Origin of the sequence: Methylobacterium sp. W2 (assembly GCF_020662345.1) — a bacterium.
Lineage (GTDB): Bacteria > Pseudomonadota > Alphaproteobacteria > Rhizobiales > Beijerinckiaceae > Methylobacterium.
Genome location: NZ_VMOA01000003.1, coordinates 49,044 through 64,086 on the forward strand (window position 1 = coordinate 49,044; position 15,043 = coordinate 64,086).

Annotated in this window: 16 protein-coding genes and 2 tRNA genes; 11 read left to right on the top strand and 7 right to left on the bottom strand. The window is 67.1% G+C overall.

Going from position 1 to position 15,043, the window contains the following annotated elements:
• Positions 1-28: 28 nt before the first annotated feature.
• The 11 genes from FPV16_RS02345 (at position 29) to FPV16_RS02395 (ending at position 8,897) form a co-directional block, all read left to right on the top strand.
• Complete coding sequence (locus FPV16_RS02345; protein ID WP_027172933.1) at positions 29-253, top strand: AbrB/MazE/SpoVT family DNA-binding domain-containing protein; 225 nt, start codon at positions 29-31, stop codon at positions 251-253.
• Positions 250-636, top strand: coding sequence for a type II toxin-antitoxin system death-on-curing family toxin (locus tag FPV16_RS02350; protein ID WP_227435847.1), 387 nt, complete (start codon positions 250-252; stop codon positions 634-636). The genes FPV16_RS02345 and FPV16_RS02350 overlap by 4 nt, the downstream gene beginning before the upstream one ends.
• 121 nt (positions 637-757) lie before the next feature.
• Complete coding sequence (locus FPV16_RS02355) at positions 758-2,122, top strand: ABC1 kinase family protein (RefSeq protein ID WP_227435849.1); 1,365 nt, start codon at positions 758-760, stop codon at positions 2,120-2,122.
• Between the two features lie 170 nt (positions 2,123-2,292).
• Positions 2,293-2,586, top strand: a complete 294-nt coding sequence (locus FPV16_RS02360; protein WP_018044344.1) for an aa3-type cytochrome c oxidase subunit IV — start codon at positions 2,293-2,295, stop codon at positions 2,584-2,586.
• 94 nt (positions 2,587-2,680) lie between these two features.
• Positions 2,681-3,823: a Re/Si-specific NAD(P)(+) transhydrogenase subunit alpha gene (locus tag FPV16_RS02365; RefSeq protein ID WP_227435850.1), complete on the top strand. Its 1,143-nt coding sequence runs from the start codon at positions 2,681-2,683 to the stop codon at positions 3,821-3,823.
• Positions 3,824-3,840: 17 nt separating this feature from the next.
• The gene (locus tag FPV16_RS02370) at positions 3,841-4,281 is read left to right on the top strand and encodes a proton-translocating transhydrogenase family protein (RefSeq protein ID WP_018044342.1); all 441 of its coding nucleotides are present in this window, start codon (positions 3,841-3,843) and stop codon (positions 4,279-4,281) included.
• A 4-nt stretch (positions 4,282-4,285) separates the two neighbouring features.
• Positions 4,286-5,683 carry an NAD(P)(+) transhydrogenase (Re/Si-specific) subunit beta gene (locus FPV16_RS02375; protein WP_227435851.1) on the top strand — a complete coding sequence of 466 codons (1,398 nt, stop codon included), beginning with the start codon at positions 4,286-4,288 and terminating at the stop codon, positions 5,681-5,683.
• 253 nt (positions 5,684-5,936) lie between these two features.
• Positions 5,937-6,728, top strand: coding sequence for a VOC family protein (locus FPV16_RS02380; RefSeq protein ID WP_227435852.1), 792 nt, complete (start codon positions 5,937-5,939; stop codon positions 6,726-6,728).
• A 41-nt stretch (positions 6,729-6,769) separates the two neighbouring features.
• Positions 6,770-8,569: a single-stranded-DNA-specific exonuclease RecJ gene (gene recJ, locus FPV16_RS02385; protein WP_227435853.1), complete on the top strand. Its 1,800-nt coding sequence runs from the start codon at positions 6,770-6,772 to the stop codon at positions 8,567-8,569.
• Positions 8,570-8,657: 88 nt separating this feature from the next.
• Positions 8,658-8,741: transfer RNA gene (locus FPV16_RS02390), tRNA-Tyr, on the top strand.
• Between the two features lie 82 nt (positions 8,742-8,823).
• Positions 8,824-8,897, top strand: a tRNA-Gly gene (locus FPV16_RS02395).
• A gap of 120 nt (positions 8,898-9,017) precedes the next feature.
• Here the strand turns inward: FPV16_RS02395 and FPV16_RS02400 are convergent.
• The 7 genes from FPV16_RS02400 to FPV16_RS02430 form a co-directional block, all read right to left on the bottom strand.
• Positions 9,018-10,427: a TAXI family TRAP transporter solute-binding subunit gene (locus FPV16_RS02400; protein WP_227435854.1), complete on the bottom strand. Its 1,410-nt coding sequence runs from the start codon at positions 10,425-10,427 to the stop codon at positions 9,018-9,020.
• A gap of 277 nt (positions 10,428-10,704) precedes the next feature.
• On the bottom strand, positions 10,705-11,088 hold the full coding sequence (locus tag FPV16_RS02405; RefSeq protein ID WP_227435855.1) for a CsbD family protein: 384 nt from the start codon (positions 11,086-11,088) through the stop codon (positions 10,705-10,707).
• Positions 11,089-11,146: 58 nt separating this feature from the next.
• A complete protein-coding gene (locus FPV16_RS02410; RefSeq protein ID WP_018043750.1) occupies positions 11,147-11,350 on the bottom strand; it encodes a CsbD family protein in 204 nt (67 codons plus the stop codon).
• A gap of 63 nt (positions 11,351-11,413) precedes the next feature.
• The gene (locus FPV16_RS02415; RefSeq protein ID WP_227435856.1) at positions 11,414-12,331 is read right to left on the bottom strand and encodes a PhnA-like protein; all 918 of its coding nucleotides are present in this window, start codon (positions 12,329-12,331) and stop codon (positions 11,414-11,416) included.
• A 107-nt stretch (positions 12,332-12,438) separates the two neighbouring features.
• Positions 12,439-12,948 carry a CsbD family protein gene (locus tag FPV16_RS02420; RefSeq protein WP_227436009.1) on the bottom strand — a complete coding sequence of 170 codons (510 nt, stop codon included), beginning with the start codon at positions 12,946-12,948 and terminating at the stop codon, positions 12,439-12,441.
• Between the two features lie 62 nt (positions 12,949-13,010).
• A complete protein-coding gene (locus tag FPV16_RS02425) occupies positions 13,011-13,208 on the bottom strand; it encodes a CsbD family protein (RefSeq protein WP_227435857.1) in 198 nt (65 codons plus the stop codon).
• A 78-nt stretch (positions 13,209-13,286) separates the two neighbouring features.
• Entirely contained in the window at positions 13,287-14,744 is a 1,458-nt protein-coding gene (locus tag FPV16_RS02430) for a PAS domain S-box protein (protein ID WP_227435860.1), read from the bottom strand.
• Positions 14,745-15,043 lie beyond the last annotated feature (299 nt).

Here is a 15,043-nt window from a genome sequence, read left to right on the forward strand (position 1 = left end):
ATAACGTACAACGAAAGGCCGGACCGTCATGAAGCTCGAAGTCAAGAAGATCGGCAATTCCACCGGGCTCATCCTGCCGCGGGAACTGCTGGGTAAGCTGAACCTCTCACAGGGTGATTGGCTTTCGGTGACGGAGAACGCGGATGGCTCGGTGCGGCTTTCGCCCCTCGATCCGACTTTCGAGAAGGGGATGGAAATCGCCGAGAAGGCGATGAAGACCTACCGCAACGCGCTTTCCGAACTCGCGAAATGACGACGGTCGTCTGGCTGACGAACGATCTCGTCCAGGCCATCCATGCCCGTCAGCTCAAGTTGTTCGGGGGCCCGCCAGGGTTGCGGGACGAAGGAGCGCTCGAATCGGCTCTCGGCCGGCCCATGAACCGGGCAGCCTACGGCGAGGTGGATTTGGCCGAATTGGCTGCTGCCTACGCCTTTGGCATCGCGAAGAACCATCCCTTCATCGACGGAAACAAGCGTGCGGCACTGCTCGCGCTCGTAACGTTCCTGGGTCTCAACGGGATCGATTTCCTCGCGGACGAGGCAGAAGCCGTCGTCATGATCCGGAACCTCGCCGCGAGCGAGATCGACGAGGACGGCCTCACGCGCTGGATCCGCGACAACTGGCCGGCGGCGTAACCCCTTCCGCTGCGCAAGTTCCGCGAGCCAAGTTCCGCGACCCATGGGCCCATGGCCCTGGTACCCTCGGGGAAGGCGCCTATCTCGTGATGATACCTCTTCGTCGCGCAGAATGGACCCGATGGCCGATTACGACAACGAAGCCAACCGCTTCTCGGCACGCGCCAGCCGCTATGCCCGTGTCGGCGCCAATGTCGGAGGAGTCGCCGCGCGGATGGCCGGCGCCAAGCTGTTCGGAAAGGGAGAAGCGCCCACCAACGCGGCCGCTCTGGCCCAGGCGCTCGGCGGGCTGAAAGGCCCGATCATGAAGGTGGCGCAGCTCCTCGCCACCGTGCCGGACCTGCTGCCGCCGGAATACGCGACCGAACTGCAGAAACTCCAGGCCGACGCCCCGCCGATGGGTGCGGCCTTCGTCAAGCGCCGGATGATGGCCGAACTCGGCCCCGACTGGCAGAAGCGGTTCGGCTCCTTCGATCTCAAGCCCGCCGCTGCCGCTTCCCTCGGCCAGGTCCATCGTGCGACCGGCCTCGACGGAACGCCCTTCGCCTGCAAGCTCCAGTATCCCGACATGCAATCGGCCGTGGAGGCCGACCTGAAGCAGCTCGAAATCGCTTTCGCCCTGCACCGTCGCCTCAGTTCCTGGCTCGACACCCGCGAGATCGCCAAGGAGATCGGCGCCCGCGTGCGCGAGGAGCTCGACTACGAGCGCGAGGCCAAGCACGCCGCCCTCTACGGGGCCGTCCTGCAGGACATCGCCGAGGTGAGGGTGCCCGCCATCCATACCGACCTTTCCACCAAGCGTCTCCTCACCCTCGGGTGGCTCGAAGGCGACAGGATCCTCAGCTTCTCGGACCAGCCCCTCGAGGTCCGCAATCGGCTGGCGCGGGCGATGTTCAAGGCGTGGTGGCACCCGTTCAGCCGAGCCGCCGTGATCCACGGCGATCCGCATCTCGGCAACTACACGGTCTTCTCCGAGGACGGCGAGGCGCGCGGGATCAACCTGCTCGATTACGGCTGCGTCCGCATCTTCCACCCCCGCTTCGTCGGCGGCGTGGTCGATCTCTATCGTGGTCTCCTAGAGAACGACCACGCCCGGATCGTCCACGCCTACGAGGTGTGGGGATTCAAGAACCTGAACAAGGAGCTGATCGAGATCCTCAACATCTGGGCCCGCTTCATCTACGGCCCGATCCTGGAGGACCGCACGAGGACGGTGGCGGATGGCGTCAAGCCCGGCGAATACGGCCGGCGCCAGGCCTTCGAGGTGCATCAGGCCCTCAAGCAGCGCGGGCCCGTGACCGTGCCGCAGGAATTCGTCTTCATGGACCGCGCGGCCGTGGGGCTCGGCGCGGTGTTCCTGCACCTGCGCTCCGAGCTGAACTACCATCGCCTGTTCGAGGCGGAAATCGAGCGCTTCTCCCTCGAGACTCTGACCGAACGGCAGGGCGCGGCGCTGGCCGCGGCGGGACTTCCCTCTCCCGAGTAATCGGGGGGATTCCCCGCCTGTGCATGACAAGCGGGGATCGACTGTCATTCTCCGGGTTAAAACCGGCTTTCCATATTTTCGCGAGTCGGTATCTCGATTGCGGGTGACAGAGGCATGCGCTAAATCCGCTTGGAACCAATCAAGATGATACCCAAGGGGACGACGACAAGATGGCCGATGCGAAGACCGTGACCGGCGTACGTTACAGCCCGGCGATGGACGAGAAGACCCATGAACAGACCTACCGTGGGTTTGTACGGTTCGTGGAAATCGGCACCTTCGTAGTGATCTGTTGGGTGCTCGCGTTGGCCGTGGGTGGCATTCGCGAGGCTTGGCTGACCGCGATCTTCGGCGTCCTGCTGTCGGGCGTGGCGGGCACGGTGGGCGCGCTGTCGCCGGTCGTCGGCTGGAAAGCGCCCGCTGCGGTCGCCGTTCTTCTGCTTCTGTACCTCTTCTTCGCGTGACGTAGCCACGGACCGCTGGCATACCAGGGGTCCGGGCTCTATATTCCTGCTAAGCTACGGCGATCGTGAACGATCGCCGAGGGGGATCTCCTGAATGCGCATCGCTGTATTGACAGAGTCGGACCCCGCCGAGCCGCGGGTGGCGGCGGTGCCCGAGACGATCAAGAAATTCAAAGGCCTCGGGGTCGACGTGACGATCCAGTCCGGGGCCGGCCTGAAGGCCGGCGTTCCCGATGCGGATTACGAGGCGGCGGGCGCCGCCATCGCCGCCACGGCGGCGGAGGCCGCAACGGAGGCCGACCTCGTCCTCAAGGTTCGCCGTCCCAACGAGGACGAGCTCAAGCTCCTGAAGTCCGGCGCCACCGTCGTCGCCATCATGGATCCCTACGGCAACGAGACCGCGCTGAAGGCCATGGCCGATGCGGGGATCAGCGCCTTCTCCATGGAGCTGATGCCGCGCATCACCCGCGCCCAGGTCATGGACGTACTGTCCTCCCAGGCCAACCTCGCCGGCTACCGCGCCGTGATCGACGGCGCTGCCGAATATGGCCGCGCCATGCCGATGATGATGACGGCCGCCGGCACCGTACCCGCCGCCCGCGTCTTCGTGATGGGCGTCGGCGTCGCCGGCCTCCAGGCCATCGCCACCGCCCGCCGCATGGGCGCCGTGGTGACCGCCACCGACGTGCGCCCCGCCACCAAGGAACAGGTCGAATCCCTCGGCGCCAAGTTCGTGGCGGTGGAAGACGACGAGTTCAAGCAGGCCGAGACCTCCGGCGGCTATGCCAAGGAAATGTCGGCGGAATACCAGAAGAAGCAGGCCGATCTGGTGGCGACGCACATCGCCAAGCAGGACATCGTCATCACCACGGCGCTCATCCCCGGCCGCCCGGCTCCGAAGCTCGTCTCGGAGGCGATGGTCGCCTCGATGAAGCCCGGCTCGGTGCTCATCGATCTCGCGGTCGAGCGCGGCGGCAACGTCGCCGGCGCCAAGGCCGGCGAGATCGTCGCCACCGAGAACGGGGTCAAGATCGTCGGCCACGTCAATGTCGCCGGCCGCCTCGCGGCAACCGCGTCGAGCCTCTACGCCCGCAACCTGTTCGCCTTTGTCGAGACCCTGATCGACAAGGAGTCCAAGGCCCTCGCCGTCAAGTGGGACGACGAACTGGTGAAGGCGACGAACCTGACGCGGGACGGACAGGTGGTCCACCCGTCCTTCCAGTCCACAGCAGCCTGATCGCGACGGAGAGACAGATGGCAACCCTTCCTCCCGAACAGGCCGCCGAACAGGCGCGCGCCGCCGCCGCGACCGCGCGCACCGCCGCCGAACAGGCGCAGAGCCTCGCCGACAGCCTCGGTCAAGGCATCAGCCACGGCATCGCCGCCGCCACCCACGGCGCGGTCGACCCCACCGTCTTCCAGCTCGCGATCTTCGTGCTCGCGATCTTCGTCGGGTACTACGTGGTGTGGTCGGTGACCCCGGCGCTCCACACCCCCCTGATGTCCGTCACCAACGCGATCTCCTCCGTCATCATCGTCGGCGCGCTCCTCGCCGCCGGCGTCCCACTGATCGAGAAGGGCACCGGCTGGGCGCGCTTCTTCGGCTTCGTCGGCATCGTCCTCGCCAGCGTCAACATCTTCGGCGGCTTCCTCGTTACCCAGCGCATGCTCGGCATGTACAAGAAGAAGGCCTGAGACGATGTCCCAGAACGTCTCCGCCCTCCTCTACATCGTCTCCGGCGTCCTGTTCATCATGGCGCTGCGGGGGCTCTCGCATCCGACCACGTCGCGGCAGGGCAACCTGTACGGCATGATCGGCATGGGGCTCGCCGTCCTCACCACTCTGGTCGGCCATCCGCCGGCCGGTTTCGGCGCCTGGATCATCGTCCTCCTCGGCCTCGGCATCGGCGGTGGCGCCGGTGCGGTCATCGCCAAGCGGGTGCCGATGACGGCCATGCCGCAGCTCGTGGCCGCCTTTCACTCCCTCGTCGGCCTCGCCGCCGTGGCCGGCGCGGCGGGCACGCTCTACGCTCCGCAGGCGGTGGGCATCCTCGAGAACGGTCATATCCATAAGGAATCGCTGTTCGAGATGGCGCTCGGCGTCGCCATCGGCGCGATCACCTTCACCGGCTCGGTCATCGCCTTCGCCAAGCTCGACGGACGGATGTCCGGCAAGCCGATCATGCTGCCGCAGCGCCATGCGATCAACATCGCCTTGGGCATCGCCCTCATCGGTCTGATCGCGGTGTTCATCGGCACCGAGAGCAAGGCGATCTTCTGGCTGATCGTGGTGCTGTCCTTCGTGCTCGGCGGCCTGCTGATCATCCCGATCGGCGGCGCGGACATGCCCGTCGTCGTGTCGATGCTGAACTCCTATTCGGGTTGGGCGGCGGCCGGCATCGGCTTCACCCTGGGCAACCTCGCACTCATCATGACCGGCGCCCTCGTCGGTTCATCCGGCGCGATCCTGTCCTACATCATGTGCAAGGCGATGAACCGGTCCTTCATATCGGTCATCCTCGGCGGATTCGGCGGCGATGTCGCGGCGGCCGGAGGCGGCGCGGTGGAGACCCGACCGGTCAAGCAGGGCTCCGCGGACGACGCGGCCTACATCCTGAAGAACGCCGAGCGCGTCATCATCGTCCCCGGCTACGGCATGGCGGTGGCACAGGCCCAGCACTCGCTGCGCGAGATGGTGGACATGCTCAAGAAGGAGGGCGTCGACGTGAAATACGCCATCCATCCCGTCGCCGGCCGCATGCCGGGTCACATGAACGTGCTGCTCGCCGAGGCCAACGTGCCCTACGACGAGGTGCACGAGTTGGAGGACATCAACGGCGACTTCCCGCAGGCCGACGTGGCCTTCGTCATCGGCGCCAACGACGTGACCAATCCGGCCGCCAAGACCGACAAGACCTCGCCGATCTACGGCATGCCGATCCTCGACGTGGAGAAGGCCAAGACGGTTCTCTTCATCAAGCGCGGCATGGGCTCCGGCTATGCCGGCGTGGAGAACGAGGTGTTCTTCCGCGACAACACGATGATGCTGTTCGGCGACGCCAAGAAGGTCGTGGACTCGATCGTCAAGAACCTCTGAGACTCGGGGCCTTCCATCCTCGACGACGCTCACAAGGAAGGGGCCGGCGCATCACGCGCCGGCCCCTTCTTCGTTCGGTACGACCGAACCTCGTGTCGTCACGTCCCGGTCGCGGCTTCCAGCCGGTACGACAGGCGCGCGGAGCCATCCCCGCAGCCGCATGTGGCACTCTCCGCGATCCGGCGTCATAAAGGCACGATGCGTCTTCGCGAGGGATCGTTCGTGCCGGTTGGCACGGTTCAGGGAGAGGGCAATGAGCGAGACCGGTCGTTTCGTCTGGTACGATCTGATGACCACGGATCTTCCCGCCGCACGGACTTTCTACGGTCATGTCACCGGCTGGGCCATCGCGGAGGCCGGCATGCCGGGGACCGACTACTCCCTGGCCCGCCTCGGCCAGGTACCGGTGGGCGGGATGATGACGCTCCCCGAGGAGGTCCGTGCCCAGGGGGGCCGCGCCGGCTGGATGGGTTACGTCGCCGTGGCCGATGTCGACGCCGCCTCGGCGGAGGTCAGCGAGGCCGGCGGCACGATCCACCGGGCACCTGCCGACAATCCGGGGATCGGCCGCTTCTGCGTCGCCGCCGATCCGCAGGGCGCGGTGTTCGTGCTTTTCCGTGGCGACGGGCCACTGCCGCCGGCACCCCCGCCCAATACGCCCGGGCATTTCGGCTGGCACGAATTGCACGCCCGCGACTGGGAGGAGGCCTTCGTTTTCTACGCGTCCCTCTTCGGCTGGGTGAAGACCGAAGTGGTGGATATGGGCCCCATGGGAACCTACCAGCTTTTCGGCGCCCCGGGCCCCGATGCCGGCTGCTCTGGAATTCATACCGGCGGCATGATGACGAACCCGCAGGTGCCGGCCCCGTTCTGGCTCTACTACGTCACTGTCGAGGACATCGACGCTGCGGGATCGAGGATCATTGCGGGCGGCGGCCGGATCGTCTCCGGCCCGCATCAGGTGCCCGGCGGCGCCTGGACCATCCAGGCCCTCGACCCGCAAGGTGCACTGTTCGCCCTCGTCGGTCCGCGGGCGAGCGCGTAACGCGGTAGCGTCGGACGGCCGGGAGCGGGTAGACTGGCCAGGTGTCAGCCGCCCCGATCCTTGCCCCATCCCGCGCCTTCCTCGGCGTCACCCGGTCCGTCATAGGGCGGCCCTGGCGTGACCGCTGCGGCGACCCCGCCGCCCAGGCCTATGCCGCGACGATGGTGCAGGCCCATGGCCTGCCCGATCTTCTTTCCCGCGTCCTCGCCTCACGCGGCGTCCGTCCGGACGAGGCGGCGGCCTATCTCGAACCGCGCCTGCGCGACCTGATGCCGGATCCGTCCCGCCTCGTGGACATGGAGGCGGCGGCCGAACGGCTCGCCCATGCCGTCGAGACCGGCGAACGCGTCGCCGTGTTCGGGGATTACGATGTCGACGGCGCTGCGAGCGCGGCGTTGATGGCCGGCTACCTGCGAGCTCTCGGCCTGACGGTCGACATCCACATCCCGGACCGGATCACGGAAGGCTACGGACCCAACGTGGCGGCGGTGACGGCCCTCGCGGAGGGCGGGGCGAAGCTCCTCGTCTGCGTCGATTGCGGCACGAGCGGCCATGAGCCCCTGGCGGCTGCGGCCGAGCGCGGGCTCGCCGTGATCGTCCTCGACCATCACGGCGCACCGGAGATCCTGCCTTCGGTCGCGGCACTGGTGAACCCGAACCGGCTCGACGACATCTCCGGCCTCGGTCATCTCTGCGCGGCGGGTGTCGTCTTCCTCACCCTCGTGGCCCTCAATCGCCGCCTGAGGCGGGGAGGGCGGGAGGATCTGCCGGATCTCGCCGAAGCCCTCGATCTGGTGGCCCTGGCGACGGTGGCCGACGTGGTGCCGCTGACCGGCCTCAACCGCGCCTTCGTCGTCCAGGGATTGAAGGTCATGCGGGGCCGGGGCCGGATCGGTCTCGCCGCCCTGTTCGACGCGGCATCCCTGAGCGAGCCGCCGGAATCCTGGCATCTCGGCTATCTCCTCGGTCCGCGCATCAATGCCGGCGGGCGCATCGGCCATGCGGGGCTCGGCGCGGCCCTGCTCACCAGCGCAGATCCGGCGGAGGCGACCCGCATCGCCACCGAACTCGACCTCCTCAACCGTGAGCGTCAGGGCATCGAGGCACAGGCGGTGCTCGAAGCCGAAGCCGAGATGGATCGTGCGCTGACGCTCGCCCCCGACACCCCGATCCTGGTGACCGCCTCCGCCTCCTGGCATCCGGGAGTGGTCGGCCTCGTAGCGGCGCGGCTGAAGGAGCGTTTCGGCCGGCCGGCTTTCGCCTTCGCCCTGCGCCCGGACGGGACCGCCACCGGGTCGGGCCGCTCCGTCGCGGGGGTGGATCTCGGCCATGCGGTGCGCGAGGCTGTGGATGCCGGCCTCCTCGTCAAGGGCGGCGGACACGCCATGGCGGCCGGCGCCACGCTGCCGAGCCACGATCCCACGCCTCTGAGCGACTTCCTGGCGGCCGCCCTCGCCTCGGCGGTATCGGAGGCGAGGGCGGTGGAGGCCTTGCTCATCGACGGCACCGTGAATGCGGGCGGCGCCACGGCGGAGGTGGTTCGTCTCGTCCAGCGTGCCGGGCCGTTCGGCGCCGGAGCACCGGAACCGGTCTTCGCCCTGCCGTATCACCGGCTGGTCGATGCGGCGATCGTCGGCAACGGCCATATCCGCGCGCGCTTCAGGAGCCGGGACGGCCAAGCCATCGGCGCCATCGCCTTCCGCTCCGCTCAAGGGCCGCTGGGGCAGGCGCTGCTGGGCGGGATCGGGCAGGAATTCCATGTGGCCGGAACCCTCGCCATCGATACCTGGCGCGGCGGCGAGCGGGTGCAATTGCGCGTCGGCGATCTCGCGACACCCTGAACTTTGCGCGAGTGCCTGCACGGGACGTGTTGACACCCGCGCAAGCCCTCACCATAAGGGCCCGCGCGCTGCCGAAAGGCGGTGGTTTGGGGGAATGTCCCGAGCGGCAAAGGGGGCGGACTGTAAATCCGCTGCGTAAGCTTCGTAGGTTCGAGTCCTACTTCCCCCACCAATCCATACCGACACGCTGGCAACACGGCCGATGAGGGGATCACCTTCTCAAAACCGCGTCGCCATGCTATCGGGCGCCATATGCGGGTGTAGCTCAATGGTAGAGCAGCAGCCTTCCAAGCTGAATACCCGGGTTCGATTCCCGGTACCCGCTCCACTCTCTGTTCCCGACCGATGCGGATTCAGCTGCGGTCCCGGCTAGGCGACATCGTTCAGCCTCGACGTCCGTGAATGACCCGGCCTTGGGGCCAGTCGACGGGCGGGACCAAAAGCCCCTTCACTCTGCCGCGCTGGCCTCCGACGACGTCGTGCGCCCCGCCAGACCAGAAGAGTCGGGGGCGTATTGCCCGGCCGCGATCGTGCGTTTGACCGTCGACCGGGCGGCATCGATCGCGATGGCGGCGGCCGACATGGTCCTGGCCTCCGTCGGCCGTTCCAAGGCGTGCTTGGCAATCTCACCGGCGAGATCGTCGATTTCGCGGGCGAGATGTTCCAGGCGAGGCGGAGCGGCGCTGCCTTGCGCTTCCTGGCGAATCTGCAAGAGGCGGTCGGTGGCCTCCTCGATCCGCTCGCGCCGCAGGCGTGACAGACGCTGGCCGATCCAGACCACCCCCGAGCCGATGCCGCCGCCGAGGAAGGCGACGAGATAGATCCAGGTTTCGTAGCGCTCGATGAAGCCCTGCTGCTCGCGCTCGAAGAAATCGACGGCGCCGGGGTGGATCGGCAACCGCGCGCTGGTGGCCCCCGCCGTGCTGTCGTAGCTCGGCGCCTGCATGTAATCGGCGGCGGCGGTCACGTTGGCCATGCCGCTGCGCAGTTCGAACAGATGCTGGGTCACGTCCGCCGCGACGGGACGGGACAGGCCCGCCCGCGCCATCAGGCGATAGGACGCTCCCACCGTGTGAACATCCTCGGCCGGGATCTTGGGACTGCCGCCGAAGGTCTCGGCCGGCATGGTGACGGATTGCAGGCGCGGCATGCGGGCGACGATGGCATCCGCGTTCTCGACCGTGACGAAGGTGACCTTTCGCGTCCTGCTGGCCGCTTGAACGATGCCGACGATGCGCTGCGCCGTCGGCGCGGTCGGAGAAATGACCGAGACCACCGCATCGACCCGCTTTCTGGCAAGGGCCGCGGGAAGCTCGGCTTCCGACATTTCCACGAGGGCGACGTGGCGCGGCGGCAGCGGCCCTTCCGGGTCCTTGTCGAGGAGGGTGAGGCCGTAATGCCCGACCATCGCCTTGATCAGCGCCTGATCGGCATCGCGATGCGCGAGGATCGCGAGACGTTTCCGGTCGAGCTCGGGAAAACTCGTCAATCCGGACGGCTCGGGAGAGGCAATGATCATGGCCTGGTCGCGCAGGATCGCCAGGGTCAGTCCATTGTCGGGCAGGTCGACGTCGGGGCGGACCACGGCGAGATCAGCGCGGCCTTCCTGGAGCGCGGCGGCACTGTCCCGCACGTCGTCGAAGGCGATGACCTGCAGGCGAATTTCCTTATGCCGCCGGGCCAGAGCATCGGCATAGGCCTGGATCAGCGCCGGCTCGGTCCCGTCCTTCGGGGCAACGGCGATCGTCAGAACGGTCGCCCGTGAGATCCAGTATGCCGTGGCGGCCCCGAGCCCGAGGCATACGGCAAGCAGAAGAAACACGAACTCGCGGCGGACGAGGAGGCCGGCGAACTTCATGGATCGAACGTCCGCTCCCCGCCATGCCGAATACCGACCTTATTGGCGTCGACACGCTGTATCACGCCCCTGCCGCAAGGTGACATCGTTGGGGCCGCCCCCGTCGGTAACGGTCACCTCCCTCGCGACGGGGCCGGATGAACGCTCGTCAGCGGGGCCGGCGGGGCGGGGCTGCACCCCGGCCGCTGAGGCGGCGTCCGACATAGGCAACGATTTTGGGGAGCACGAACAAGGTCAGGAGTTTGCGAATCATCGAAGGTCTCCGGATGACGGGGGATCAGCGCTTGGGACGGGCGAGCCAGCCCACCGCGAAGGCCACGGCGGCGAGGCCGAGCAGGGCAGATGCACGGTTGTCGTCAGCGTAGCGGACGGCCTGGCGGCCATAGGTCGTGCCGCGTTTGGCGGCATGGCGGGCGACGTCTCGACCGTCCTCGATCAGGTTGCCGGCGCGGTCCCGGACTTCGCCGACGAGATAGCGGCCATCCTGGGCCAAATCCTCGGCACGGTCGCGGGCGCGGCCATAGGCATATTGCGCACCGCCGGCGACTTGATTGACGGCGCCGCGCACCTGACGGGCCGGATCGCCGGTGACACCGCCGAGGGCGGATTGGGCACGTCCCTTCAGATGCCGGGACGCGCCGCGAAACTGATCGCGATTCATGGAAGTCTCCTGCATGTCAAAGCGGAGGGAGAGGCGGAACTCTCCCTCCGGGGCAAGATCACCGCTTGCCGGTGACCTTGTCGACGACCGACGCCACACCGTCCTTGGCCTCGCCGACGGTGCGCTGGGCCTCGCCCTTGAGTTCCTGGGCCTTGCCCTCGGCGACGAGCTTGTCGTTCCCGGTGACCTTGCCGACGCCTTCCTTGAGATTGCCGACGGCCTCGTTGGCGAGGCCCTTCAGCTTGTCCGTAGTGCTGCTCATGGGGGTGCTCTTTCGTGACGAGAGGGAACTTGGCCGGTCGGGGCGACCGGCCGAGGTGACGGCTCAAACGCGACGTGCGTCGTAGCGATCGGTGAGGGTGGCGAGGGTCGGAGCACCGAGGCGACCGCCGAAGAAACCGGCCAAGGCACCGAGGATCAGGGCGAGCGCGCCGTAGAAGGCGCCCTGGGTGGCGGCGGATTTCGCCGCGACGGCAGCGGCCTCGGCCTTCTGCTTGGCGGTGGCGACGGTCTCTTCGTACTGCTTCTTATAGTCCTGGATCTGGGTCTTGGCCTGATCGACCGGGATGCCCTGGGCCTTGGCAAGGGCATCGGCGGCGCGGTTCTCGGCCTGGGCCTTCTGGGCCGGGTCACCCGTGAACAGGGCGCGGATGGCGGCGACAGCCGCATCCTTGGCGGCCTGCGGGTCCTGGCCGGCCGCCTGCTGACGGACGCTCTGCTCGATGCCGTCCAGCGGGTTACTGATCTTGGACAGCGACGGGGCTGCGGCCTGCGCGGCGGTCTGCACGGTACCGCCGACCAGGGCGCCGGCGCCGCCCAGGGTGCTGGTCACGCCGGAGAAGGCGCCGCCGATGAGGCCGCCGGCCGCAGAGGTGATCAGGTACAGGACGACGAGGGTGGTCACCGCCCAGGAGACCAGGCCATGCAGGCCGGCTGCGCCCGTCACGGGCTTACCCGAAAGGCGCCCGGCGATGAAGCCGCCCACCAGTGCGGCGACGATGCCCGAGACGATGAACCAGACACCGGCGCTGAGCGACAGGGTCGAGGCGGCCGGATTGTCGGCAGCGACGGGGCCGACACTGGACAGGCCGATGCCGACGCCGACCATGTTGAGGATGACCTGGGTCACCAGCGCGGTGACGGCGCCGGCGAAGATGGCGCCCCACGAGACCTGGTTCAGCAGAACGGTACGGGTATCGCCGGCGACGATCGGCGACGTCGGGATGCTGGAGGAAGAAGACACGTGACAAGGCTCCGGGGTCGTCGGTAGTCCGAAGAATTCGGTCGTCCGAGCAGGGAAAGACGTAGGGGAGGGGTTAAGCGCGGCGGACGTTCAGTCGCGGCCGTGGATCAGTCGCGGCGGTGAATGAGCAGACCGATGCCGTAGCCGAGGAGGCCAGCCACGAGCAGGGCGGCGACGGGGTGCTCGGCGACTTGGTGAGTCACTTCGCGGCCACCCTGGCGCAGATAGTTGCCACCGTTCTCGTAGGCGTCTTCGGCGTAGTCGTAAGCTTCGCGGCCGGCATTGCGGACGGATCGCTCGGCGCGCTCATAGGTGTCCCCGGCGGCGTCCTGCGCCTGGCGCGCGCGGGCCTTGATTTCGCGTCCGTCGGACCCGGCGACATCGTCGACAGCGTCGCGGATGCGGCCACCGGCATCGCGGGCAGCGTCAGCGGCGTGTTCTGCAGCCTCGCCGACCGCGTCCTTTGCCTGACCATAGAGGTTCTCGGCCGTGCCCTGGACTTCGCGCGCCCGGCCCTCGACCGAGTTGCGGTTCGAACCGGTGAGGTCGCCGACCGCGCCCTGGACCTTGCCGCCGAGTTCCTTCGCGGCCCCGGTGATCCGATTGGTATCGACCATGCTGTTCACTCCTGTATCTTTTAAATCTCGACGGGACGATGTCCGGCGTCGTCAAGCACACCCTACGTCTCGAAAACGTCTTTTGGTTTCACTTCGGACTTCGGTAATTTCTGCTGAGCTCTTCCTTCGTCCACCACATTCTGATCACCGATCAGCTTGCCGATGGCTTCCTTCACCGAGCCCTTGAGCGTTTCAGCCGTGATCGCGGACTTGGATTCGCTTATGGATCGATCCGAATACCTGGTTGGCCGGACCCGCATCTCGTACGGCTCAGCATCCCAGGTGGCGCGTGCCGACGGCCGATCAATGATGCATCCGTACTGGTAGAGCGATTTTATTTAACCGGCCGAGCCCGCGGGAAACCCGTTGTCACGCCCCCAGACGATGGCCTCGGAACGCTTGTGCACGCCCAGTTTGCGGTAGAGGGCAGCGGCATGATTTCGGACCGTGTTGCGCGACAGGGTCAGGCGCTTGGCGATGGCATCGTCACCGAGCCCCGAGCAGATGAGATCGAGGATCTGCCGTTCACGGACCGTCATGTTCGGGGCCGCGGCGCCCTGGTGCTCGCCGCCCGGCCGACGCAGGTTGGCGAGCTTGTCGATGAGCCCCCGGCTGAACCAGGAGGTATCGGCCATGACGGTCTCGATGGCCTCGAACAGGTCGCGCTCGCCACGCTTGCGCTCGGTGATGTCCTGCAGGACGAGGAGCGCGTAGATGTCGTCGCCGATCTCGACCCGTTCGGCGGAGACGAGACAATCGAGGCTGGCCCCATCCTCGTGCTGCAGGCAGACTTCGAGCCCGAGGACGTATCCGGTCATGGCCACGGCACTCTCGAACCTCTCGCGGGCCGCATCGTGGACCCAGAGCCCGAGTTCCGCCGGTGAGCGCCCGGCAACCGTCTCGGCGGAATGGCCGAAGACCCGGGTGAAGGCCTCGTTCACCCCGGTAATGGCGAAGGTATCCGCCCGTGCGAGCACCGTCGGCACGGGGGTGAGGCGGAAGGCCTTGGCGAAGCGCTCCTCGCTCTGACGCAAGGCCATCTCGGCCTTCCGGCGCAATTCGAGATCGGCGAAGGTGAAGAGCATGCACGGCTCCTCACCGAGCTCCATCGGCTGGCCGGCGACGATGACGTGCCGCGTGCCGCCATCGGGCAGGTCGAGACAGGCCTCCATCTGCGGGATGGTGCCGCCCTCGTTCAGGCGCGAGATGGCCAGATCCCGGCTCCGGGCACCCGCCAGCACATCGACTTCGTAGACGCTGCGGCCGATGACGGCATCGCGGGTGTAACCCGTCATCTCGAGGAAGCCGAGATTCACCTTGACGTGTCGCAGGTCCGCGAGCCGGCAGATCACCGCTGGGGCCGGATTCGCGTTGAACGTCTTCTCAAAGCGGTCCTCGGCCTCGAATTGATCGGAGACGTCCTTGAGGATCAGCGCCAGGCAACTGGGATTGCCGTCGCGATCGGTGGCCACGAGGCTGCGCAGGGAATGGACGAAGGTGGCGTCCGGCTTGTCGGTGCGCCTCACCTCCACGACCACGTCGTGGAACGTCTCACCGGAGACGACGCGCTCGATCGGATACTGATTGGGCGTGCGGTTGTTCCGGTAGCGCAGGGAGAAGCGCTCGCGATAGGCGTCGACGGTCTCTCCGAGCTCGCTCACCGACTCCACGCCATGCATCGCCAGGGCCGCCTCGTTGGCATAGGCGATGGTCTGGTCCGGCTCGACCAGGATCACGCCCTCGCTGAGGCCGGCGATGATCTGCCGGAGTTCGTACCTGTCGACGCCGAATGTCACTGTGGCTCCAATCGCATCATACACCGGGCCACGGCCCAGCCTTCAACCGATGCATGGCCGGTCAGTTCCAGGTTCGCTTGGGAAGTGCCTGGTATATCTGAGTGATCCACAGAATCGCCATCGGCCGGGACATGGAAGTACCCGTGCAAGGGCTACCCTTCGTGCGCCGGAGGCGTGTCTACTCTTATAAAAACCAACGCCCTTATCTTCGTGCCAAAGTACCGATCATCCCATCGTGTTTCCTCGACCGGACAAAGCCATCGCTCGCTTCGAATTTTCAAGGTGCGTCGGTCAAATGA